Here is a 19,032-nt window from a genome sequence, read left to right as displayed (position 1 = left end):
GATGAAAAAGAGTACTGGTTTACTTTTTACCGCGATACTTGCTTTAACTAGTCTTTCTTTAGGAAATGCAACTACTGAAAATGAGGATCTAGCAAATGGATTCCGAGTCCCTGAACCTTGGTCCGTTGGAACCGAAGTCGCCAACTGGCGCGTCCCTGAGCCTTGGTCTGTTGGAACCGAAGTTGCCAACTGGCGCGTCCCTGAGCCTTGGTCTGTTGGAACCGAAGTTGCCAACTGGCGTGTCCCTGAGCCTTGGTCTGTTGGAACTGAAGTTGCCAATGGTTTCCGTGTTCCTGAACCTTGGTCCGTAAAAGAGAACTCTAAAGCTTAACTCGAAAAACAGCAGCCGCTCCTCGGAGCAGCTGCTGTTTTTTAGTTATTCTTTTTTTCATAGCCTGGTTTGCCAAGCAATTCGAACATATTCTGTTTGTACAGTTCCACACCGGGCTGGTCAAATGGATTCACCCCGGATAAGTAAGCGCTCATTGCACAAGCCTTCATGAAGAAATAGAGCAAGTAGCCTGTATGGAAAGCATCCATTCGCTCCACTTCGAGCGTAAGGACTGGAACTCCTCCTTCAACATGCGCTAATGCGGTTGCGTTCATCGCTTGCTGATTGACTTCATGCATTGTTTTATCAGCCAAGTAATTTAAGCCGTCTCCATCTTCTTCATCATATGGAATTTTGCTTTCGTGTTCATCTGCTGTAAAACTGATCATTGTTTCAAATAACGTCCGGCGGCCATTTTGAAGGTATTGCCCCAAACTATGCAAATCCGTTGAGTAAATAACAGATGCCGGGAAAATGCCTTTCCCTTGTTTGCCTTCACTTTCACCGAATAATTGTTTCCACCATTCATTTAAACCAGCCATTGCGGGTTCAAAGCTCGCCATCACTTCAATGGAATGGCCTCTCGCATTTAAAATTTGGCGATAAGCTGCATAAAGATAAGCATCGTTTTCAAAAACATTTGGTGATGCCAGTTCTTTTTCTGCTTGTGCTGCACCTTCAACCAATTTCCGGATATCTACTCCCGCTACGGCCAAAGGCAATAAGCCCACAGCTGTCAGAACCGAATAACGGCCGCCGATATCAGAAGGAATCTCGAACGAGGTATAGCCGCTCTTTTCAACCGATTTGCGAAGTGCACCTTCCGTTTTGTCGGTAGTCGCAATAATCCGATCGGCCGCTTGTTCACCGTATTTCTCCTGCATCCAGGCACGCAGCACCCGGAATGCGATTGCCGGTTCCGTAGTGGTGCCCGATTTCGAAATAACATTCAATGTTACTTCTTTTCCTTCGATATAAGCTAAAAGTTCTTCCAGATAACGGCCGCTTAAGTTTTGGCCTGCATAAATAACATCCATTTCATTCAACCCGAAAGACGGTTGAAGAAGATCCTGTACCGCTTTTGCACCCAAATAAGAGCCGCCGATGCCAATAACGATCAATACATCTGATTTCGCCCGAAGCTTTTGCGCAGTTTCCTCTATTCGCGCCAGTTCATTTTGATCGAAATTTGAGGCCCATTCGAGCCAGCCCAGATATTCAGCTCCGGCTCCCGTCTTTTCGTGAATCTTTCGATGCGTCGCTGCGATAAAATCCTGTACTGCGGCAACTTCGTCTTGTTCAATGAACTGTACGGCATACTTGTTGTTTAAAAATACTGTTCCGATGAAAACCACCACCCTTTTTTTGATATCTTCAGTTTATCATGATTTGGGTTAAGCAATAATAGATATGTAAAAAGTCTTATGCTTTTACAATAAATAAAATCCAATTCCCATAATCAGATAAGCCGCCAATAGCGTTAACCCTTCAAACCAGTTGGATTCTCCATCATTCATTACATTAATGGCTAAAAATACCGCAGTAATCATCGCCACTAGCTCCGATATTGTAAAGACCAGAGGCATCTGAGTGGGCATAAATAGGGAAATCAATACAAGAACAGGGGCGACAAACATGGCAATTTGCAAAGTGGAGCCAATGGCAATTTCCACTGCAACATCCATTTTGTTTTTCATTGCCATAATCAGCGCTGAAGCATGCTCTGCCGCATTCCCTACAATGGCAACAATGATAACCCCGATAAACAATTCAGACCACCCAAACTGCTGGCCCACTTCTTCAAATGTATGGACTAAATTTTCCGAGACATAGGCCACGATCAAAGTAGCTGCAAACAAAACGATAATGGCTTTGCGCTTTGTCCATTCCGGCTCTTCATGTTCAGAGCCCGTTTCCGGATCGGCATGGGCATAGACCCCGCGATGAGTAACCAATTTAAAAAACAACCCGGCTAAATACAGCAAAATCATGATAATGGAAATGCCCACACTTAATTGGATCGTTTCCGTTTCGTTCATGGTCGCCGAAAAAATTTCAGGAATAACAAAAGCGACCACTACTGCAAAAATCAATAATCCGGAGTTGTGCGAAGCATCATGGATACTGAATTTTTGTCTTTTGAACTTGATGCCTCCCAAGAAAAAGGAAAGGCCGCCGACCAGCAGCAAATTGCCTAATACTGATCCGGTAAGGGAGGCAAGCACTACGCCAATCAGACCCGCTTTCAGCGCAAAAATGGAGATAATGAGTTCTACTGCGTTTCCGAAAGTAGCGTTCAGAAGGCCACCGATGCGGGGACCGCTGACAATAGCCAAACTTTCCGTAGCCCGCCCCATAAAACTTGATAAAGCGACTACACTTATCGAACAAATGATAAACATGGCTACGCTAGGCCAATGCAGGAACGAACCGATGACGGTTAACGGCACACCAATCAGTACAATGATGCCAAATATACGATTCATACAATCCTCTCCTAAATTCGTTTTATGCTTTCATACCCTTCTTTTTTATAAAATTAACGCGTTTCTGGAAGTAGGGTGAAACAAATTAGCTCGTGCTTTACTTTTTGAAAAAAGACAGAAAAAAAACACCTCAGAGAGGCGTTTTTTTACATTTATTGATTTTGGCCATTGTCTTTTGCACACTCTTTGACAAAGCGGTCAAATAACCTTTTTGAAGCCTCATCACCTTGAACGGCAAATTCTTCCGGATGCCATTGGATGCCCATGACAAACTGATGCTTATCACTTTCAAGCGCTTCAACCAAGCCATCTGCCGCACGTGCAGCTACTCGCAGTTCACTTGAAACATCCTTAACTCCTTGATGATGGAAAGAGTTAACATGGAAATTCTTTTCTTTCATAATTTCAAGCAATTGGCTGCCATCTTCAAGTTCGACTGAATGCGTGCGGTGAGTCCGCATTGCTAATTGCTTGTGCTGGTATAGCGTGCCCTCAAATTGAGCTTCAAGATCCTGGTAATTTGTACCGCCCAATGAAATATTCAACATTTGCAAACCACGGCACATTCCAATAAATGGTTTATCCAGTTTTAGAAAATTCAAGATCAACTCTTTTTCATACTGGTCTCCCCCAGGATAAACTGCCCCTAAACGAATATGCGGCTCTTCACCGTAAAGGGTCGGGTTAATATCGCCGCCGCCTGTAACAATAAGCCCATCTAAACGTTCACAGAGGGCCGGAATGTCTTCTTCATCCACATTCGGAACAATCAGCGGTAATCCGCCTGACTGCAAGATAGCTTTTCCATAGACCGGGTCAAGTGTATACGTTTGATCTTTCTCGACACGCGCGGTAATCCCAATGACTGGTTTAAGTGAATTCTTCATATATTTAAATTCCTCTTTTCGTTTTAAAAACATACCAGTTTTATATACCCAATCCATTCAGAAAGTAAACGCTGCAAAAAAAAGAGGCTACTAGCTTAAACGCAACAATGCATAACGGCTTTCAAGATACTTTCTTCCCAAAGAAACTACCTTGAAAGGCGTCGGCCAATTCTTTAACTAAAATAAAGAGATTTTGAAAGGCATTTTATAGAATTTCAGACGGATTGAACTGATACCGTTTCAAGTCGATTTTCCCGCGCCGATCCACTTCTACCCCTTCTCCTTCAAGAAATGCCTGCTGTACATAACGGGCTTCTTCATCCCGAATAACAATTTGCCCCTGTGAATTGACGACTCGGTGCCAGGGCAGCTGGTGTTTGCCGCTCATACTATGCAGCAGCCTTGCAACTTGCCTTGCTCCTCTCGGACTGCCGGAACAGGCGGCGATTTGTCCATACGTCATCACTTTTCCGCTCGGGATGCTTTTAATTGTTTGAAGTGCCTTTTCCGTAAACGCCTGCATTGCCGATTCACCTGACTCATCCATTATTTATTCGGTAATTTTGCTGTGCCCCTTAGCTTCCGCCAGTAAATCCCCTTGGCGATAACGGTCTACAACCCCTCGGCTGAATTCGTACAGCGGAAGTTTTGCAGCTTCAAGCGCCAAGCCCTTACTATTGTAATGAACCATTTTATAATAATCAATCATATGGTCAACCAGCTCTTCCAAACCACTAAGTGACTTGTCGTTTTTATGAAGGAAAGTTTTGTTCAATTGGATCGACTTTGCATCTTCTGCATAAACTTCTTCTAATTTGTCCACTTCTTTTACAGTTTGATCAAATAACAATTGCTTTCGCTCATAACGATAGTGATGTCTCCAGTAAACAAACAATTCTTTGGCAACTCCTAGTTTTTTTGCCCCTTGAGATGCACTCAAGCCTTGTTCCACACACAATTCATACATAATTTTTTTCAGCGATTTCTTATATTCGCGTTCAATGACTCCCTTATATTGCAAATATCTCATAGCTATTCCTCCTCCTGAAGTGGCTGTTTCATCACCGCCATGCATAGATCACTGTTAAACGTTTCGATATCTTTTGATGACATCAATTTCTTCTACAGAGATTAACTTCTTATAAGTTGAGGTGTTATGAATTTTTTCACATATATAAAAGGTGGAAGGCTCTAGATTGGCTACGCCTTTTTTTAGTTCCGAATTTTTTCTTTCTTCCCCTTTGTAATCTGCTCCTAGATGGAAAAGAGCGTAGCCATTATCACGTCCCCATTGCGCTACTTTCAATAACAACGCTTTCATAGCATCAGAATCTTCAGCTTCTTCCAGGCATCCATCCAAATGGTGATAAATTGTATCTCCCATTGTCAATACATAACACGCTGAAACCAGCTTGTTGCCGCTATACGCTCCAAAGAGATGCAGATTCGGTCCAAGTGAACTGATAAGTGACTCGAAATAATCATTCGTAAAAAAATAATAACTATCCGCTTCTTCTCTTCTCCGCACTGCCGAATAGTATAAAACAAGAAATTCAAACATGTGGCGGACCGTACCCAACTTTTTAATGATGATTCCGTCTTTCTCGAAATCCAGCAGCTCTTCTTTTACGCCGCCGGGTTGTTCCAATTGAATCGTGTACGTTTCATATAAAGGCAATAGCTTTACATGATTCTCGAAAAAATGCGCATTGTCCATAAGGGGATGGAAACGGATAAATTCAGCAATTATCTTCTCTTTTTCGCAAAAGGAAGCAAATTCAATGATGAAATTAGCGGCAAGTTTTGCTGCATTAGCCTTAGCTTTGAGCAAAGGGCCGCCATAGCCAAATGGCGTGGTAAGGTCAAAATATCCCGGATCGCCATTTTCTATCTTTCGCTTGATGAAAGGATAGACCACTTCTCCCTCGTCATCGGCATAATAAAACATTAAAGATTCACCGGGGTCTAATTTCATAGCGCTTAGAAAGTATTGGCTCGTGTAATAAATATCTGTGACTTGAAAAAAGTCGAGAATTTTTTGCCAGCGCATATGATCGTGTATGGCAATAACCTCATACATGTACTTCACCCCTGTTTCTTCAGTTCAAGATTATTTAAAAACCGTTTGCAGCTTAGTCGCCGCGTCTTTATTTTCCCTGCGTCCGGATTTAAAGAGCGTATCCATCATTTCCAATATGAATGCAATAAGAGTTCCAATGATGAATCCGAACGCTCCAGCCAGCCCCAAACTGAAAACCAGACTGTTTTCAAAAGGAGAAGCGGGGACTTCGTCGGTGACGGTTGGAATAACTGATACATTTTTTGTTTGCATCATATTGGGAACTTCTTCTTTAAACGTTAAAGCTACTGCATTGGCAATCTGCACTGCTTCTTTTTTATCAAAGCTTGTAACCGTAATATTCAATATTTGTGAATCGATAGCTTCAGAAACAGTGATTTTTTCATGCAGTTCGTTAATGTTCATTTTAAGGTCCATTTTTTTTATAACTTTCCCTAAAACTTCCGGGCTTCGCAAAGCAATGCTGTACGTATCGGCCACTTGGGGATCTTGTTCTGCCAAAGGCATATCCGCTTGCGGAGTAATGCTTGTCAATTGTTCAACTAAAATTTGGCTGGTCGCTTTGTACTCCGGCATTAATACAAACTGAAATAAGAACCATACCATTCCTACAGATAGAAACGTGATTCCCAAAATGAGTTTCAGCCGTTTTCTCAAATTTTTCATGATACTGAAAATCAGCATTTTTTGGCCCACAGAATATTCCTCCTTTTAAGCACATTGCCTTATTAAATAACAGGTTTCTTAAAATTCAGATAATTGTAGTTCATTTATATCATACTTTCTTAGTCCTATCTACACTTTTATGTAAATAAATAAAAAATTATTTGTTAATACTAAGCAATTAGACTCTTAAAACCCTTTGTTTTATCGATTCCAAGGCTAAAGTAGGATAAAATGCCCTCAAACCCTGTTTTGCGAAAAAAACCAAAAAAAAAAACATCACTTCTTTTCGAAGTGATGCTTTCTGCTAATTCTTCCATAAACCGATGATTCCATTTCTTCGGTAGATGATTTCATGGCTTTCCAGATTTTTCAGCACCCGTGATAAAGTCTGGTGCGGTATGTTCATTTCCATTGTAATTTCTTTAATTGTTTTAAAGAGTACCCCTTCCGGAGTAGAGTTTCTTAAAAAGTATTTAATAAATCTTTCTCCTGTTTCCGCAATTCGATCGGGTTCATTCATAAAACACACGCGGCTTTCTTTTATCAATTCGTGATCCATAAATGGCTGTGTTTCAGATAACTGGCTTCTTGTAGATACCATACTATCGCCTCCTATATCTTTACTTTTTTGTTTTCCTTATTTACATATATACCCTTAATTTTACTGATTATTCACTCATATGTAAATTTATCGTAAAAACTTCATTTTTTTGTTGTAAAGACATGAAAAGCCCATCCTTCAAGGAATGGGCTTGAACTTTGGATTTTATTCGTTCATCGCTTTTTCAATAAAGTCTTTCAACACATGTACACCGGCCACACAATCATTCAGTGAGGACCATTCTTTCGGATTGTGGCTGATGCCTTCCTTGCTTCTGACAAATAGCATGGCCACTGGTATATGCCGCCCGAGAACCATGGCATCATGCCCTGCACCGCTTGGAATATACGTCGGGGAAATCCCAAAATTCGTTAAGGAATCTGCTAGCTTGCCCTTTAGGTTTTCAGCTATGGGAATGGGCTGGATTTTTGTATTTTCATGAAGATTCACCTTTATACCTCTGCTGTCAGCAATCCTCTTAGCCTCACTTGCAATCAGGTCCACCAAGCGGTCACGAGTCTGCTCCTGGATATCCCGTATATCCACATTCAGTTCCACGCGCTCTGGAATCACGTTAGCGCCGTTTGGGAATACTTCCATTTTTCCCACAGTCGCCACTGCCGTTTCACTGACTTGTTCAGGAAATCCGGAAACCTTCTGAATGAATTCAGCCGCCGCTACGAGCGGATCGCGTCTGCCGGCCATTGGCGTATTGCCGGCATGCCCCGCTTCCCCAATAAATTCCGCCTTTAACCAGGCCAGACCGGCAATGCCGCTGACAATTCCAACAGGCTGATTGTCCCGTTCCAGCTTTTTCCCTTGTTCAATGTGCACTTCCACAAAAAGTTCCAGTTCCGTAAGATCCCGTTTTGCTTCTTTAAAAGCTTGAAGCGAGCTGCCGTAATCCTGCAGCACCTGTTCAAGGCCCTTACCATCAAAATCGCGCAGCTGCAGCATTTCTTCTTCGCTTATTTCTCCTGCCATGGCCCGGCTTCCGCTTAAACCGCTATTAAAACGGGAACCTTCCTCATCGGTAAAAATAATTACTTCATATGGTTTTTCAGGTGTATACCCGGTGTCTTTCCACGATTCTGCGACTTCAAGAGCCGATAAGACGCCTAAGGGACCATCGAAATTCCCGCCATTCGGCACACTGTCCACATGGGAACCCGAAGCGATTGCTTTTGCACCCGGGTTCTTTCCTGGCAACCAGGCTCTGACGTTTCCTGCACCGTCTTCTGCAACTTGTAGTCCTGCTTTTTGCATCCATTTTTTCACCAGTTCTTTTGCTGTTTTTTCTTCCTGTGAAAACCCGGGGCGCTTAACTCCTCCCACTTGTGTAAACCCAATCTGCGACAACTCGAACAGCCGGCGGGCAAGACGCTCTCCGCTAACTCCAGAATGGGATAAGGCGCTGTCATAGTCTTTCATCAGTTCTTCAAATACCGGGTTATGTATTGCCATTGTTAAAGCCCTCCAATCGGTTAAATTCAATATGGCGAAGTCCATTGCCGGACATCGCCATATTGCAATCACATATAGAAAACATCCAGGAAATTTTGTTAGAAACCTTATTTATTTAAATATGCCCAGGCGTATTGCGCGTACAGCTCGGCGCCGGTAGCCATTGCTTCTTCATCCACATTGAATTTTCCGTGGTGATGAGCCCATTGCGTATCTTTTTCAGCGTTGCCGCTGCCCACGAGTGCAAAACTGCCAGGGACTTCATCCAAATAGAAGGAAAAATCTTCTCCGCCCATGGTCGGTTTTTCATCGTAGACTACGTTTTCGCCAAATGCTTCAGCCGCCACTTGCCGCACCAGTTCTGAACTTTCTTCACCATTGATAACCGCTTGCGTTCCTCTGATGTATTCAACGGTTGCGGTGCCGCCAAAAATTTCCGCCGTATTGTCCGCATAAACTTTTAGCTGCTTTTCAATATGGTCACGGGTTTCAGCATCGAAACAACGGACAGTGCCTTCAATTTCAGCATTTTCGGCAATGATGTTAAAACGGGTACCGACGACCATCTTGCCAACCGTTACAACTGCCGGCTGCTGCGGATCAATCGTCCGGGACACTACAGACTGAACGTTCATGACGAATGACGAAGCAATGATTGCTGCATCAATCGAGTTTTGCGGAATCGCACCATGGCCTCCCCGGCCTTTAAAATGCACTTTGAAAATGTCAGCCGATGCAAACGAAGGCCCTGGATTGCATGCCACACTATGCGACGGAATTTGAGACCAGATGTGGATGCCGAATACATCGTCGACACCTTCTACAGCTCCTTGTTCCACCATTGCTTTGGCGCCAGTCGCCACTTCTTCTGCCGGCTGAAAGATAAAGCGGACCGAACCGGGCAGTTGGTCTTTAACGCCAACTAAAGCTTTAGCGGCAGCCAGCAGCATCGATGTATGGGCATCATGGCCACAAGCATGCATTTTGCCAGACGTAACCGACTTATATGGCAAATCGACGTTCAGCTCTTCTACCGACAAAGCATCCATATCAGCCCGGAGCGCGACGGTTTTTCCTTCTTTACCGCCTTTCAGCATTCCGATTACACCTGTAGGTTCCGTTTTTCGGCATTCAATCCCAAGCTCTGTCAGGTAATTAAATACAAATTGCGATGTTTCATACTCTTCCCAGGACAGTTCCGGCTCACTGTGCAGTTTGCGCCGGATGGCAACCATTTCTTCACTGTTTTCCTGGATGGCATTCTTGATGGTTTCGTTAATCATGTACTTGATCCTCCTCATGTAAATCTGGTTGGCTATCAGCTTTTCTTACAGGAACCCAACGAAAATCCCCGCTAAAATGACGGAAACGATGGTTACGGTGATAAATCCTGCCACAAGCATTGGCGGCAGCATGTGGCTCGTCAGGACATCCCGCTCTTTTTCATCTTTTGTCAATGAATTGATTACTTCGACTGTAATGATGTAATCTGCAGGGAATCCGTAAAGCGCAGTCAGTGAAACGGCAAACGCCATTTCTTTGCTGACTTTCAGCAGCTTGCCGACGATGAAAGAGAAAATGTACATTCCGGCAACCCCAAGCGCGATACAAGCGACCAACGGATAAATGATTTCAAGCATCATGCTTGGCGTCGCATTTTTCAATCCATCAAACACGAATAGCAATAAGCCCAGGATGGCAAAACCAAAACCGTTTGCTTTTTGCAGCGGATGGCGTTCCAGGAAGCCGATGCTTCGTGCCACTACACCAAAGAACAAACATAAGACATACGGGCTGATTTCTACATAAGGGGCCGTCACATCGGATACAAGGTAAGCCAAGTACCCGACCAGCGCCAGACGGAAAAACTTAAAGAAATCCGTATTGTACTTATCCGGCATTTTCGCGAACATTTTTGGCTCTTTCACTTCTTGTGTCGGTGTGCCTTTTTGTTCTGTTACCAATACCCGTTCCGTCAACTCGTTGTTCCGGTATTTCTGCAGAAGCGAACGGCCTTCACGCTTCAGCATGATCGAAGTCAATGGATAGCCCGCAAAGCCTTGCATCACGTAGATTACGATGGCAAAAACAGCCAGCGTCGGAAGCCCTGCGGCTTGGGCACCTTCAGACATGATCAAAGCGGAAACCACTCCACCGACTAATGGCGGAATCGCTACAATCACAGTTTGAAAATCAAATAACAGCATGCCGATACTGAAAAGAGCGGCAGTGATTCCTAAAATCCCCGCTAAAGCAATTAAAATCGTCTTCCACTGCGCTTTCAGTTCCTGAAGGGACAACAGCGTTCCCATATTCGTAATCAACAGGAAAATCAGCATCGTTACGACAGCTGGCGGCACTCCGGCGATCGCCACAATATCCGGCGGGAAGAATGTCCAATATCCAAGCAAGAATAATACCCCACTTATAAAAATCGAAGGAATCCAAGCTTTTGTGCGAATCGATACAACTTCGCCGATAAATAAGATAAATACCAAAATCGTCAATGCCAACATCTGTGCCATCCTACATCCTCCTTTTCCTCTAACTAATTCCTTCAACTTTCATATGCTTCAATAAGTTAAAGTGTTGTTGCAATATTAGCACAAAATACGAGCTTATTAAATAGAATTTAACGACTATTTTGAAATGATAATAAAATCAGTGGATTTCGGTCTTTTCCATTTAGTCTCACGCTCTTTTTCGTTGCATTTTGCATCAAAATAATAAATTCAGTAAAATAACTTATTCTTTCCGTTTTTACTGCGATATACTTTTGCAGGTTTATTGTTAAGCGTATAGAGGTAACAGGTTAGGATAAGGATAGAAAATTTAAGGAGGAACGATAAATGGAAGGCAAAAACTATATTAACGGTGAATGGTCAACAGCAGGAGACGGCGTCATCGATGTCATGAACCCGGCAACGGGCGAGAAATTCGGTACGGTTCCAAACGGCGGTGAAGCTGAAGCTACTGCAGCTGTAGATGCTGCCGCAGAAGCTTTCAAGTCCTGGTCAAAAACCACCGTTTATGAACGCGCTTCGCTATTGATGAAATGGCACGACCTGTTGTTGGAAAACAAACAGGAAGTAGCGGAAATCATGACAAAGGAAATGGGCAAACCTTTGGCGGAAGCCGTCGGTGAAATCGAATATTCCGCTTCCTTTATTTCCTGGTTCGCCGAAGAAGCGAAACGCTCCAACGGGCGCCTCATTCCGGCATCGAAAGAAGGCAAACGCATCCAAGTGTTGAAACAGCCGGTCGGAGTGGTCGTATCTATTACGCCATGGAATTTCCCGGCAGCCATGATGGCCAGAAAAATGGCGCCTGCACTTGCAGCTGGCTGTACGTTTGTTGCAAAACCGGCCAAGTTGACGCCGCTCACCGCCGTACGCATGTACGAATTGGCAGAAGAAGCCGGATTCCCGAAAGGCGTCATCAACCTGGTGACAGGCAGCGCCGGAAAAATCGGCCGTGTCTTTACGAGCCACCCGGCGGTCCGGAAACTGACTTTTACCGGATCCACCGAAATCGGCAAGGAATTGATGAAGCAAAGCGCGGATTCCATGCTCAATTTATCGCTTGAACTTGGCGGCCATGCACCGATCATCGTCTGTGAAGATGCCAATATGGACTTGGCGGTTGAAGGCGTTATGGCTTCGAAATTCCGCAATGCAGGACAAACTTGTGTATGCGGCAACCGGATTTACGTCCAGCGCTCCATTGTAGAAGAATTCTCGCAGCGCCTGCAGGAAGCTACAGCGAAGCTGAAAGTCGGCAACGGAATGGATGAAGGCGTTCAGATCGGCCCGCTTGTCGACCAGGACGGCTATGAAAAATCAGCGCGCCACGTGCAGGATGCAGTGGATAAAGGGGCAAAAGTACTGGTTGGAGGCGACGGAAGGGCTGAAAACGGCGCCTACTTCTACAACCCGACAGTCTTGATCAATGCCACACAGGATATGCTTGTCATGAATGAGGAAACATTCGGCCCGGTTGCGCCGATCATGGCCTTTGATACCGATGAAGAAGCGGTGCGCCTGGCGAATGATACCCGTTTCGGACTGGCTGCCTACTTCTTTACCGACAGCCTGACCCGCGGAACTTATATCGCGGAAAATCTGGAATACGGCATTGTCGGCTGGAATGACGGCGCTCCTTCGACTGCCCAGGCGCCATTCGGCGGCATGAAAGAAAGCGGCATCGGACGCGAAGGCGGACAAGAAGGACTCGATGCTTTCCTCGAAACGAAATACATTTCCATCAAATTGTAACCAGCAAAAAAGCGGTCCGAGTTTCTCGGACCGCTTTTTTTCGTGCTATTGTACGGTTTGGACGGCTTTTATTCCTGCCGTAGATGGTTTGGTCAGGAGGCAGTCGTAATGCGGAAAACGCTCACTCAGCATTTTGCGGATCTCCTCTTCTTTGCCTTTTTCAGCAGCAATAAAAAGAGAGGGGCCGGCGCCGCTGATGGCAGAGCCATAGGCACCATGGTCCCGGCATGCTTGGCGGATGATATCAAAGTCCGGGAATCTGCTTTTTCGGAACGGCTCGTGGAATTCGTCCCGTTCCATCATGCGCCCCGCTGTATTCCAATCACCTGTCGCAAGCGCAGCGGACAGGACATTCGCTGCCATGCTGCCGCGTACAGCAGTCTTATGCAGCACATCTTCTGGAAGCAGCCCTCGGGATTCCGTCGTCAGAAATTCTGTCGGGGGAACCAGGATCAAGACACCGATTTCCACTTCCGGTACATGGACGATGGACAATTCTTCCCCGTCCGCATAGGAAATCGTCAAGCCGCCTAAAAGCGAAGCGGAAATATTATCCGGATGGCCTTCCATCTCCGTGCCGATCTCCACTTTTTCTTTCAAGAGCATGTTCAAGCCAAGCAGCCGGTCTGCTATTTCAATGCCGCCGGCAATTGCGGACGCACTGCTTCCAAGCCCACGGCTAAGCGGGATATCTGTATCGATTTCAAGTTTAGCCGGCGGCAGCTCGTGCCCGTATGCCGCTGCCGTTTTCTTAGCCGCCGCGATGATTAGATTATCCGAAGAACCGGACAGATGCTGATAACCTTCCTCATTGTAGCGGACTGTCCACTCGGAAGCCTGCGAAACATGGATGGATAAGTGCAGGTCCAGTGCCAGTCCGATCGAATCAAATCCTGGGCCTAAGTTGGCTGTCGACGCCGGCACGGTTACCGTAAAGTCTTTCCATTTCATGCCTTGACTCCTTTCTTCAAATCCTCCCAGAAGCGCTCCATATCTTCCGGCACCAATTGCGCTTTATGTTCGTTCACTGAAATTGCGGTTTCCGGATCTTTTAACCCGTTGCCCGTCAATACGGCTACAACTGTCGATCCTTTTTGAAGGCTGCCGCTTTCCACTTGCTTTTTGATGCCGGCAATGGAAGCGCATGAGGCAGGTTCTGCAAATATCCCTTCAGTCGACGCCAGCAATTGATAAGCTTCGAGAATTTCTTCATCTGTCGCCGCCAGGATGGTGCCGTTTGATTCAGCCAAGGCATTCAACGCCAAGTCCCAGCTTGCCGGATTGCCGATGCGGATGGCAGTTGCCACCGTTTCCGGATTTTCGACGACTTGGTTGTTGACAATCGGCGCTGCGCCAGCTGCCTGGACACCAAGTAGTTCAGGGCGTTTCGCGCCGGTTTTATTGGCATATTCGCTAAACCCTTTCCAAGAAGCAGAGATATTCCCGGCATTGCCAACTGGCAATGCAAAAATATCCGGCACACGGTCGAGCTGATCAATCACTTCAAACGCAATCGTTTTCTGCCCTTCCAGACGGTACGGATTTACCGAGTTGACAAGAGCAATGCCTGCCTCCTGCCCGACTTCACGGACCATGCGGAGCGCTTCGTCGAAATTGCCTTTGATCTCCAGGATTTCTGCGCCGTACATTTTGGCCTGCGCCAATTTCCCAAGGGCGATGCGGCCTTCCGGAATGACGACGATGGTGCGCATGCCTGCTCTTGCACCGTATGCGGCAGCGGACGCCGACGTATTTCCTGTAGAAGCACAAACCAGAACCGACTTTCCTTCTTCTTTCGCTTTGGCAACCGCCATGACCATGCCGCGGTCTTTAAAAGAGCCGGTCGGGTTTGCCCCTTCCAGTTTCACGTAGAGTTCAATTCCCCATTGCTTGGATAATTTCTCCAAATGGACAAGCGGTGTATTGCCTTCTTGAAGCGTTAAAGCTGGTGTTGCCTCGGTTACCGGCAACCACTCTTTATACTGTTCGATCAATCCTGGCCATCTCATGCTGTTTCCTCCCCTTCGATGCGGTAATGGCTGATGACGCTAGCCGTTCCTGCTAAATCGTTTAATACATCCAAATGCTGCTGGCGTGAAATTTGATGAGTCAAAAACACCAGTTCCGCCTGCCCCTCCTGTGCAGCCGGGTGCTGCATGACTGATTGGAGGCTGGCGCCGTGTTTACTGTAGATCGCCGTCAATTTTGACAGGACACCGACTTCGTCTTTAACAAGCAGGCGATGGAAATATTTTGCGAACCGGCTGCTTTCCGGTTTGATCACCCGTTCATGTTGGGCTGAATGGACCCGCTTGCCGTTGACTTCAAGCAGCAAGTTCCGGCATGCCGCAATAATATCCGAAACGACTGAAGTTGCAGTCGGCAGCGAACCGGCTCCCGGGCCGTACAGCATTGTTTCCCCTACTGCATCACCGTATATGTATACTGCATTGAATTCATTATTGACCGAAGCGAGTGGATGCGAATTCGCAAGGAAAATCGGTTCTACTGCCACTTCAATGCCGTCTTCGTCTTTTTTGGAAGAACCGACCATCTTCATTGTATAACCGAAATTATTCGCCATTTCCAAATCGCCGTCCTGGATTTCGCTCATTCCCCGAACAAGCACATCATCGATATGGACTTCTGTTGAAAATGCCAACGATGACAAAATGACCATTTTGCGTGCTGCATCCAGGCCATCCACGTCCGCTGACGGGTCAGCTTCTGCATAGCCGAGTCTTGTCGCTTCCGCAAGAGCTTTTTCATAGCTCATGTTTTCTTTTTTCATTTTTGTCAGGATGAAGTTGGTTGTGCCGTTGACAATCCCCATCAAACTGGAAATGCGGTCTGATGCTAAGCCGTCTTCTAATGTACGGATAATCGGGATGCCCCCTGCAACGCTTGCTTCATAGAACAAGTCGCATTTTTGTTCATCCGCCAGTTTCAATAAGTCATGACCGTATTGAGCCATGACGTCTTTGTTCGCGGTCACAACTTGCTTGCCGGCTTTCAGCGCTTCTTCAATCGCACGCTTCGCTTCACCCATGCCGCCCATCACTTCTACAATGATATCGAGAGAAGAATCGTTCAATATTTCGTCTATATCGGTTGTAAAAACGTTTGGATCCAGAATCGACAAACGTTCTTTATTATTGTTGCGGACTAAAACTTTTTTGATGGACACTTGAACGCCCAGCTTATGGTGCAGATCTTGTTGATGTTGCTGCAAAATTTTAGCGACCCCGCTGCCAACAGTTCCGAGGCCTAATAATCCGATTGAAATTTCATTTTTCATTGACGATTCCTCCTACGCTGTGTACACTGTAAAAATACAGTTGTTTTTACCATATGGACATTATAGTATTATATTAAATGGAAAACAACCCTCAATTCTCTAAAGATTGGACTTGATAAAGATGAAAGTGTGTAAATTCGGCGGAACATCTGTAGCAAGTGCTGAACAAATCCAAAAAGTCGCTAATATTGTCAAAGCGGATCCGGCAAGGAAAATCATTGTTGTATCAGCTCCTGGTAAACGGTTTGACGGCGATGTCAAAGTCACGGATCTCCTGATCCGGTTAGCGACAAGCGCTTTATCGGGAGAAGATACTGCCGGCGCGTTAAGCCATGTAGTCGGCCGCTACGCTTCGATTGCAGAAGAGCTCGGGCTCGACAGTGAAATTGTTTCCATCATTGCAGCCGATCTTTCTTACCGGCTCGCTTTCAGCAAGGATGACCCATCTTTATTTTTTGACCAAATCAAAGCCAGCGGCGAAGACAATTCAGCCAAGCTGATTGCCGCTTATTTTTCTTCTATAGGAATGCCCGCGGAATACATCAATCCGAAACAAGCCGGTCTGGTTGTCACTGACCCGCCGAAACGGGTGCAGGCATTGCCAGAATCATATAACAATTTGTCCAATTTGGCTAATCAGCAATCCATCAGCATCTTCCCCGGATTTTTTGGCTACACAAATGACGGAACATTGCGGACTTTTGACCGCGGCGGCTCAGACATCACCGGATCCATCTTATCTGCCGCCGTGAAAGCTGAGCTATACGAGAATTTTACGGACGTCGATTGTGTGTTCGCGGCCAATCCGAGAGTTGTGGAAAATCCGGTTGAAATCGAGAAAATGACCTACCGGGAAATGCGGGAACTGTCCTACGCGGGATTTGCCGTCTTGCACGATGAAGCCCTGATGCCCGCATTTAAAGAATCCGTTCCGGTATGCATCAAAAATACCAATAATCCGCAGTCTACGGGTACGATGATCGTCGCAGAACGCGACTACTCGCGTCTGCCAGTGACCGGTATATCAGCCGACAGCGGGTTTTCTACACTGTATGTCAGCAAATATTTGATGAACCGCGAAATCGGCTTTGGCCGGAAACTGCTGCAGATTTTGGAAGATGAACACGTTTCCTACGAACATATTCCTTCCGGCATCGACAACCTCTCCGTCATTATTCGGAGCCATCAATTGACGCCTGAGAAAGAAAGCCGCATCGTCGACCGTGTACAAACTGAACTCGAAGTAGACGACGTGCATTTCATCAGCAACTTCTCGATGGTTGTGCTGGTCGGTGAAGGGATGAAATATACGACTGGACTTGCTGCCCGGGCAACAGATGCCATCGCCAGAACCGGCGCCAATATTGAAATGATCAACCAAGGATCTTCCGAAGTCAGCCTTGTCTTTGGAGTCTTGAAAGAAGACGAAACCAAAATTTTAAAGGAGTTATATAATGAATTCTTTGTTCCTTCTCTGGTTGTCTAACCTGTCCTTATATTACTGAGTGAACAAAAAATCCCCCAGCCGTTTATTGGCTGGGGGATTTCTTTATTGTTAAGTCCAATTTGTCAAAAGCGGGCCATCGTTTCCGTAAACCGGATCTTTCTCAGGCAGCGGGGCGTCCAGTATCGCTTCCAGGACATCTGGCCGCTCCTCCGGCTTGCCCAGCTTCTTATCAGGCTCCGCACCGTTTGGATACGCACCCACCACTTTAAAATCATCCGTGCTTTCCAATAATTTATGTCCGGTGCCGGCTGGCAGAACCGCCACGTCCCCGGCAGAAACTTGCAATGCCTTTCCTTGCTCTCCGCCAAACTGGATCGTCGCAGATCCGGAACGCACACCCAGCACTTCATGTGTATTGCTGTGGTAGTGATGATAATCAAAAACGCCATCAACCCAGCTGTTAGTCCAGCCGTTCTTGTTGAATGCCCCTTCAATGGATTCCGGATTTTCTTTGAATGCACCGGGATAAACAATCAATGGCAGCCTCGGGTTGTTCGGAATCGATCGATCATCTTCGAAATGATAGAATTGTTCATTTGACATATAGTATCAGCTCCTTTTCAGATAGTGGACTTTACCCTCACTTAGTGGAAATAATCGTTTTTCAAGGAAATCTTCTATACTAGAATCCCAGCCGTTCACGCACCAATGCCGTGTAGTTTTGGCTGACCGGCAAAACCGCGCCGTCTTTCAATGTCAAAACAAAGTTGGATGAAAAATCCCGTGAGATTTCCTGGATAAAAGGAATGTTGACAATATACGAACGATGAATGGGCAAGAACGTATCGGGTAATTGGTCTTTCAAAGTTTTTAGTGTGTGGATGGAACAGTAGGCTTCTTCATCAGCGTAAAACCAAGTTTTCTTTTGGCTGCTTTCAATATGCGACACATCGGAAATCGGCACTGGACGCCACGTATCTTCAAACTTCCCTGTCAAAAAACGGAGCGGCTGTTTAGGGCGCTGCCGATAATCCGGAGGCAGCATCACAACTAAAACGCCTGCTTGACCGGAAATTCGCACCGGATAGCCCACACCGACATAAGCAATTCCGGAAACTTCATCTTCCACCAGCATCTCCAAGCGCTTGCCTTCTTTATATGTACAATCCGCCACGCTTCCGTCAGCCACTTCATCCCCCACTCGAATGTGCGACTCTTGGATCCCTGCCTTGCAATATACATAGCTTCGTCCAACTGCCACAGCGATCGATGCTTCTTTCGGAATCCAGTCCCCCATAATGAACCCTACCTGTTCTAATACACCTTTCTCCATACCCGATTCCCCTTTCAAGTGTGTTTGTCGTGAAATCTCTTCTTTCATCCCTAAATATCTGATTTCATCCAACTTTCAGGACAGTCACAATATTCTGTTATATATTAATATACATCAAGACGAACTGTATTAACACAGTTTAAAAAATTTTTTTATTCGAAGGGA

19 protein-coding genes are annotated in these 19,032 nt (G+C 45.7%); 3 read left to right on the top strand and 16 right to left on the bottom strand.

Annotated elements, in window-relative coordinates; genetic code table 11:
- Position 1: 1 nt before the first annotated feature.
- Positions 2–331 (top strand): hypothetical protein, encoded by a 330-nt coding sequence (locus BLQ32_RS15855; RefSeq protein WP_036804404.1) that lies wholly within the window; start codon positions 2–4, stop codon positions 329–331.
- 41 nt (positions 332–372) lie between these two features.
- On the opposite strand, the gene BLQ32_RS15850 is transcribed toward BLQ32_RS15855, so the two are convergent.
- The 11 genes from BLQ32_RS15850 to BLQ32_RS15800 form a co-directional block, all read right to left on the bottom strand.
- Positions 373–1,677 (bottom strand): glucose-6-phosphate isomerase, encoded by a 1,305-nt coding sequence (locus BLQ32_RS15850; RefSeq protein WP_074511100.1) that lies wholly within the window; start codon positions 1,675–1,677, stop codon positions 373–375.
- An 84-nt stretch (positions 1,678–1,761) separates the two neighbouring features.
- The gene (gene cax, locus BLQ32_RS15845; protein WP_053165643.1) at positions 1,762–2,817 is read right to left on the bottom strand and encodes a calcium/proton exchanger; all 1,056 of its coding nucleotides are present in this window, start codon (positions 2,815–2,817) and stop codon (positions 1,762–1,764) included.
- Positions 2,818–2,969: 152 nt separating this feature from the next.
- Complete coding sequence (locus BLQ32_RS15840; RefSeq protein WP_244890376.1) at positions 2,970–3,761, bottom strand: gamma-glutamyl-gamma-aminobutyrate hydrolase family protein; 792 nt, start codon at positions 3,759–3,761, stop codon at positions 2,970–2,972.
- Positions 3,762–3,909: 148 nt separating this feature from the next.
- Positions 3,910–4,227: an MGMT family protein gene (locus BLQ32_RS15835; RefSeq protein ID WP_074511099.1), complete on the bottom strand. Its 318-nt coding sequence runs from the start codon at positions 4,225–4,227 to the stop codon at positions 3,910–3,912.
- Positions 4,228–4,254: 27 nt separating this feature from the next.
- Positions 4,255–4,734 (bottom strand): hypothetical protein, encoded by a 480-nt coding sequence (locus BLQ32_RS15830; RefSeq protein ID WP_074511070.1) that lies wholly within the window; start codon positions 4,732–4,734, stop codon positions 4,255–4,257.
- Between the two features lie 54 nt (positions 4,735–4,788).
- Positions 4,789–5,784 carry a GNAT family N-acetyltransferase gene (locus tag BLQ32_RS15825; protein WP_074511069.1) on the bottom strand — a complete coding sequence of 332 codons (996 nt, stop codon included), beginning with the start codon at positions 5,782–5,784 and terminating at the stop codon, positions 4,789–4,791.
- 30 nt (positions 5,785–5,814) lie between these two features.
- Complete coding sequence (locus BLQ32_RS15820; RefSeq protein WP_053165647.1) at positions 5,815–6,480, bottom strand: YveK family protein; 666 nt, start codon at positions 6,478–6,480, stop codon at positions 5,815–5,817.
- Positions 6,481–6,754: 274 nt separating this feature from the next.
- The gene (locus BLQ32_RS15815) at positions 6,755–7,051 is read right to left on the bottom strand and encodes a MarR family transcriptional regulator (RefSeq protein WP_036804442.1); all 297 of its coding nucleotides are present in this window, start codon (positions 7,049–7,051) and stop codon (positions 6,755–6,757) included.
- A gap of 165 nt (positions 7,052–7,216) precedes the next feature.
- Positions 7,217–8,515: a Zn-dependent hydrolase gene (locus tag BLQ32_RS15810; protein WP_074511068.1), complete on the bottom strand. Its 1,299-nt coding sequence runs from the start codon at positions 8,513–8,515 to the stop codon at positions 7,217–7,219.
- 107 nt (positions 8,516–8,622) lie between these two features.
- Positions 8,623–9,798, bottom strand: a complete 1,176-nt coding sequence (locus tag BLQ32_RS15805) for an amidohydrolase (RefSeq protein WP_074511067.1) — start codon at positions 9,796–9,798, stop codon at positions 8,623–8,625.
- 45 nt (positions 9,799–9,843) lie between these two features.
- On the bottom strand, positions 9,844–11,040 hold the full coding sequence (locus BLQ32_RS15800; RefSeq protein ID WP_074511066.1) for a hypothetical protein: 1,197 nt from the start codon (positions 11,038–11,040) through the stop codon (positions 9,844–9,846).
- A 324-nt stretch (positions 11,041–11,364) separates the two neighbouring features.
- Between BLQ32_RS15800 and BLQ32_RS15795 the strand changes: the two genes are divergently transcribed.
- Positions 11,365–12,789 carry an NAD-dependent succinate-semialdehyde dehydrogenase gene (locus tag BLQ32_RS15795; RefSeq protein ID WP_074511065.1) on the top strand — a complete coding sequence of 475 codons (1,425 nt, stop codon included), beginning with the start codon at positions 11,365–11,367 and terminating at the stop codon, positions 12,787–12,789.
- Positions 12,790–12,834: 45 nt separating this feature from the next.
- Here BLQ32_RS15795 and thrB read toward each other — a convergent pair whose 3' ends face one another.
- From thrB to BLQ32_RS15780, 3 genes are read right to left on the bottom strand one after another with little or no spacing between them, the layout of a single operon-like run.
- Positions 12,835–13,740, bottom strand: a complete 906-nt coding sequence (thrB, locus tag BLQ32_RS15790) for a homoserine kinase (RefSeq protein WP_074511064.1) — start codon at positions 13,738–13,740, stop codon at positions 12,835–12,837.
- A complete protein-coding gene (gene thrC / locus BLQ32_RS15785; protein WP_074511063.1) occupies positions 13,737–14,798 on the bottom strand; it encodes a threonine synthase in 1,062 nt (353 codons plus the stop codon). The genes thrB and thrC overlap by 4 nt, the downstream gene beginning before the upstream one ends.
- A complete protein-coding gene (locus BLQ32_RS15780) occupies positions 14,795–16,087 on the bottom strand; it encodes a homoserine dehydrogenase (RefSeq protein WP_074511062.1) in 1,293 nt (430 codons plus the stop codon). Before BLQ32_RS15780 ends, thrC begins: the two co-directional genes overlap by 4 nt.
- 121 nt (positions 16,088–16,208) lie before the next feature.
- On the opposite strand from BLQ32_RS15780, the gene BLQ32_RS15775 reads away from it, so the two are divergent.
- Positions 16,209–17,573 (top strand): aspartate kinase, encoded by a 1,365-nt coding sequence (locus BLQ32_RS15775; RefSeq protein ID WP_074511061.1) that lies wholly within the window; start codon positions 16,209–16,211, stop codon positions 17,571–17,573.
- Between the two features lie 69 nt (positions 17,574–17,642).
- On the opposite strand, the gene BLQ32_RS15770 is transcribed toward BLQ32_RS15775, so the two are convergent.
- Together BLQ32_RS15770 and BLQ32_RS15765 are read right to left on the bottom strand one after the other, a co-directional pair.
- A complete protein-coding gene (locus BLQ32_RS15770; RefSeq protein WP_074511060.1) occupies positions 17,643–18,137 on the bottom strand; it encodes a cupin domain-containing protein in 495 nt (164 codons plus the stop codon).
- A 79-nt stretch (positions 18,138–18,216) separates the two neighbouring features.
- On the bottom strand, positions 18,217–18,867 hold the full coding sequence (locus BLQ32_RS15765) for a LytR/AlgR family response regulator transcription factor (RefSeq protein ID WP_074511059.1): 651 nt from the start codon (positions 18,865–18,867) through the stop codon (positions 18,217–18,219).
- Between the last annotated feature and the right edge of the window lie 165 nt (positions 18,868–19,032).

The sequence above is a fragment of the Planococcus glaciei genome (genome assembly GCF_900099655.1).
Classification (GTDB): Bacteria; Bacillota; Bacilli; order Bacillales_A; family Planococcaceae; genus Planococcus; species Planococcus glaciei.
The sequence above is the reverse complement of the archived record's forward strand: the minus strand, read 5'-3'. Positions and strand labels throughout refer to the sequence as shown.

What these genes read in the sequence shown, in the direction of transcription:
- thrB (WP_074511064.1), bottom strand. Translation starts at nt 13,740, where the DNA reads ATGAAATGGAAAGACTTTACGGTAACCGTGCCGGCGTCGACAGCCAAC.
- BLQ32_RS15810 (WP_074511068.1), bottom strand. Translation starts at nt 8,515, where the DNA reads ATGGCAATACATAACCCGGTATTTGAAGAACTGATGAAAGACTATGAC.
- BLQ32_RS15795 (WP_074511065.1), top strand. Translation starts at nt 11,365, where the DNA reads ATGGAAGGCAAAAACTATATTAACGGTGAATGGTCAACAGCAGGAGAC.
- thrC (WP_074511063.1), bottom strand. Translation starts at nt 14,798, where the DNA reads ATGAGATGGCCAGGATTGATCGAACAGTATAAAGAGTGGTTGCCGGTA.
- cax (WP_053165643.1), bottom strand. Translation starts at nt 2,817, where the DNA reads ATGAATCGTATATTTGGCATCATTGTACTGATTGGTGTGCCGTTAACC.
- BLQ32_RS15805 (WP_074511067.1), bottom strand. Translation starts at nt 9,798, where the DNA reads ATGATTAACGAAACCATCAAGAATGCCATCCAGGAAAACAGTGAAGAA.
- BLQ32_RS15830 (WP_074511070.1), bottom strand. Translation starts at nt 4,734, where the DNA reads ATGAGATATTTGCAATATAAGGGAGTCATTGAACGCGAATATAAGAAA.
- BLQ32_RS15780 (WP_074511062.1), bottom strand. Translation starts at nt 16,087, where the DNA reads ATGAAAAATGAAATTTCAATCGGATTATTAGGCCTCGGAACTGTTGGC.
- BLQ32_RS15855 (WP_036804404.1), top strand. Translation starts at nt 2, where the DNA reads ATGAAAAAGAGTACTGGTTTACTTTTTACCGCGATACTTGCTTTAACT.
- BLQ32_RS15800 (WP_074511066.1), bottom strand. Translation starts at nt 11,040, where the DNA reads ATGGCACAGATGTTGGCATTGACGATTTTGGTATTTATCTTATTTATC.
- BLQ32_RS15775 (WP_074511061.1), top strand. Translation starts at nt 16,209, where the DNA reads ATGAAAGTGTGTAAATTCGGCGGAACATCTGTAGCAAGTGCTGAACAA.
- BLQ32_RS15825 (WP_074511069.1), bottom strand. Translation starts at nt 5,784, where the DNA reads ATGTATGAGGTTATTGCCATACACGATCATATGCGCTGGCAAAAAATT.
- BLQ32_RS15765 (WP_074511059.1), bottom strand. Translation starts at nt 18,867, where the DNA reads ATGGAGAAAGGTGTATTAGAACAGGTAGGGTTCATTATGGGGGACTGG.
- BLQ32_RS15835 (WP_074511099.1), bottom strand. Translation starts at nt 4,227, where the DNA reads ATGCAGGCGTTTACGGAAAAGGCACTTCAAACAATTAAAAGCATCCCG.
- BLQ32_RS15840 (WP_244890376.1), bottom strand. Translation starts at nt 3,761, where the DNA reads ATGGATTGGGTATATAAAACTGGTATGTTTTTAAAACGAAAAGAGGAA.
- BLQ32_RS15815 (WP_036804442.1), bottom strand. Translation starts at nt 7,051, where the DNA reads ATGGTATCTACAAGAAGCCAGTTATCTGAAACACAGCCATTTATGGAT.
- BLQ32_RS15770 (WP_074511060.1), bottom strand. Translation starts at nt 18,137, where the DNA reads ATGTCAAATGAACAATTCTATCATTTCGAAGATGATCGATCGATTCCG.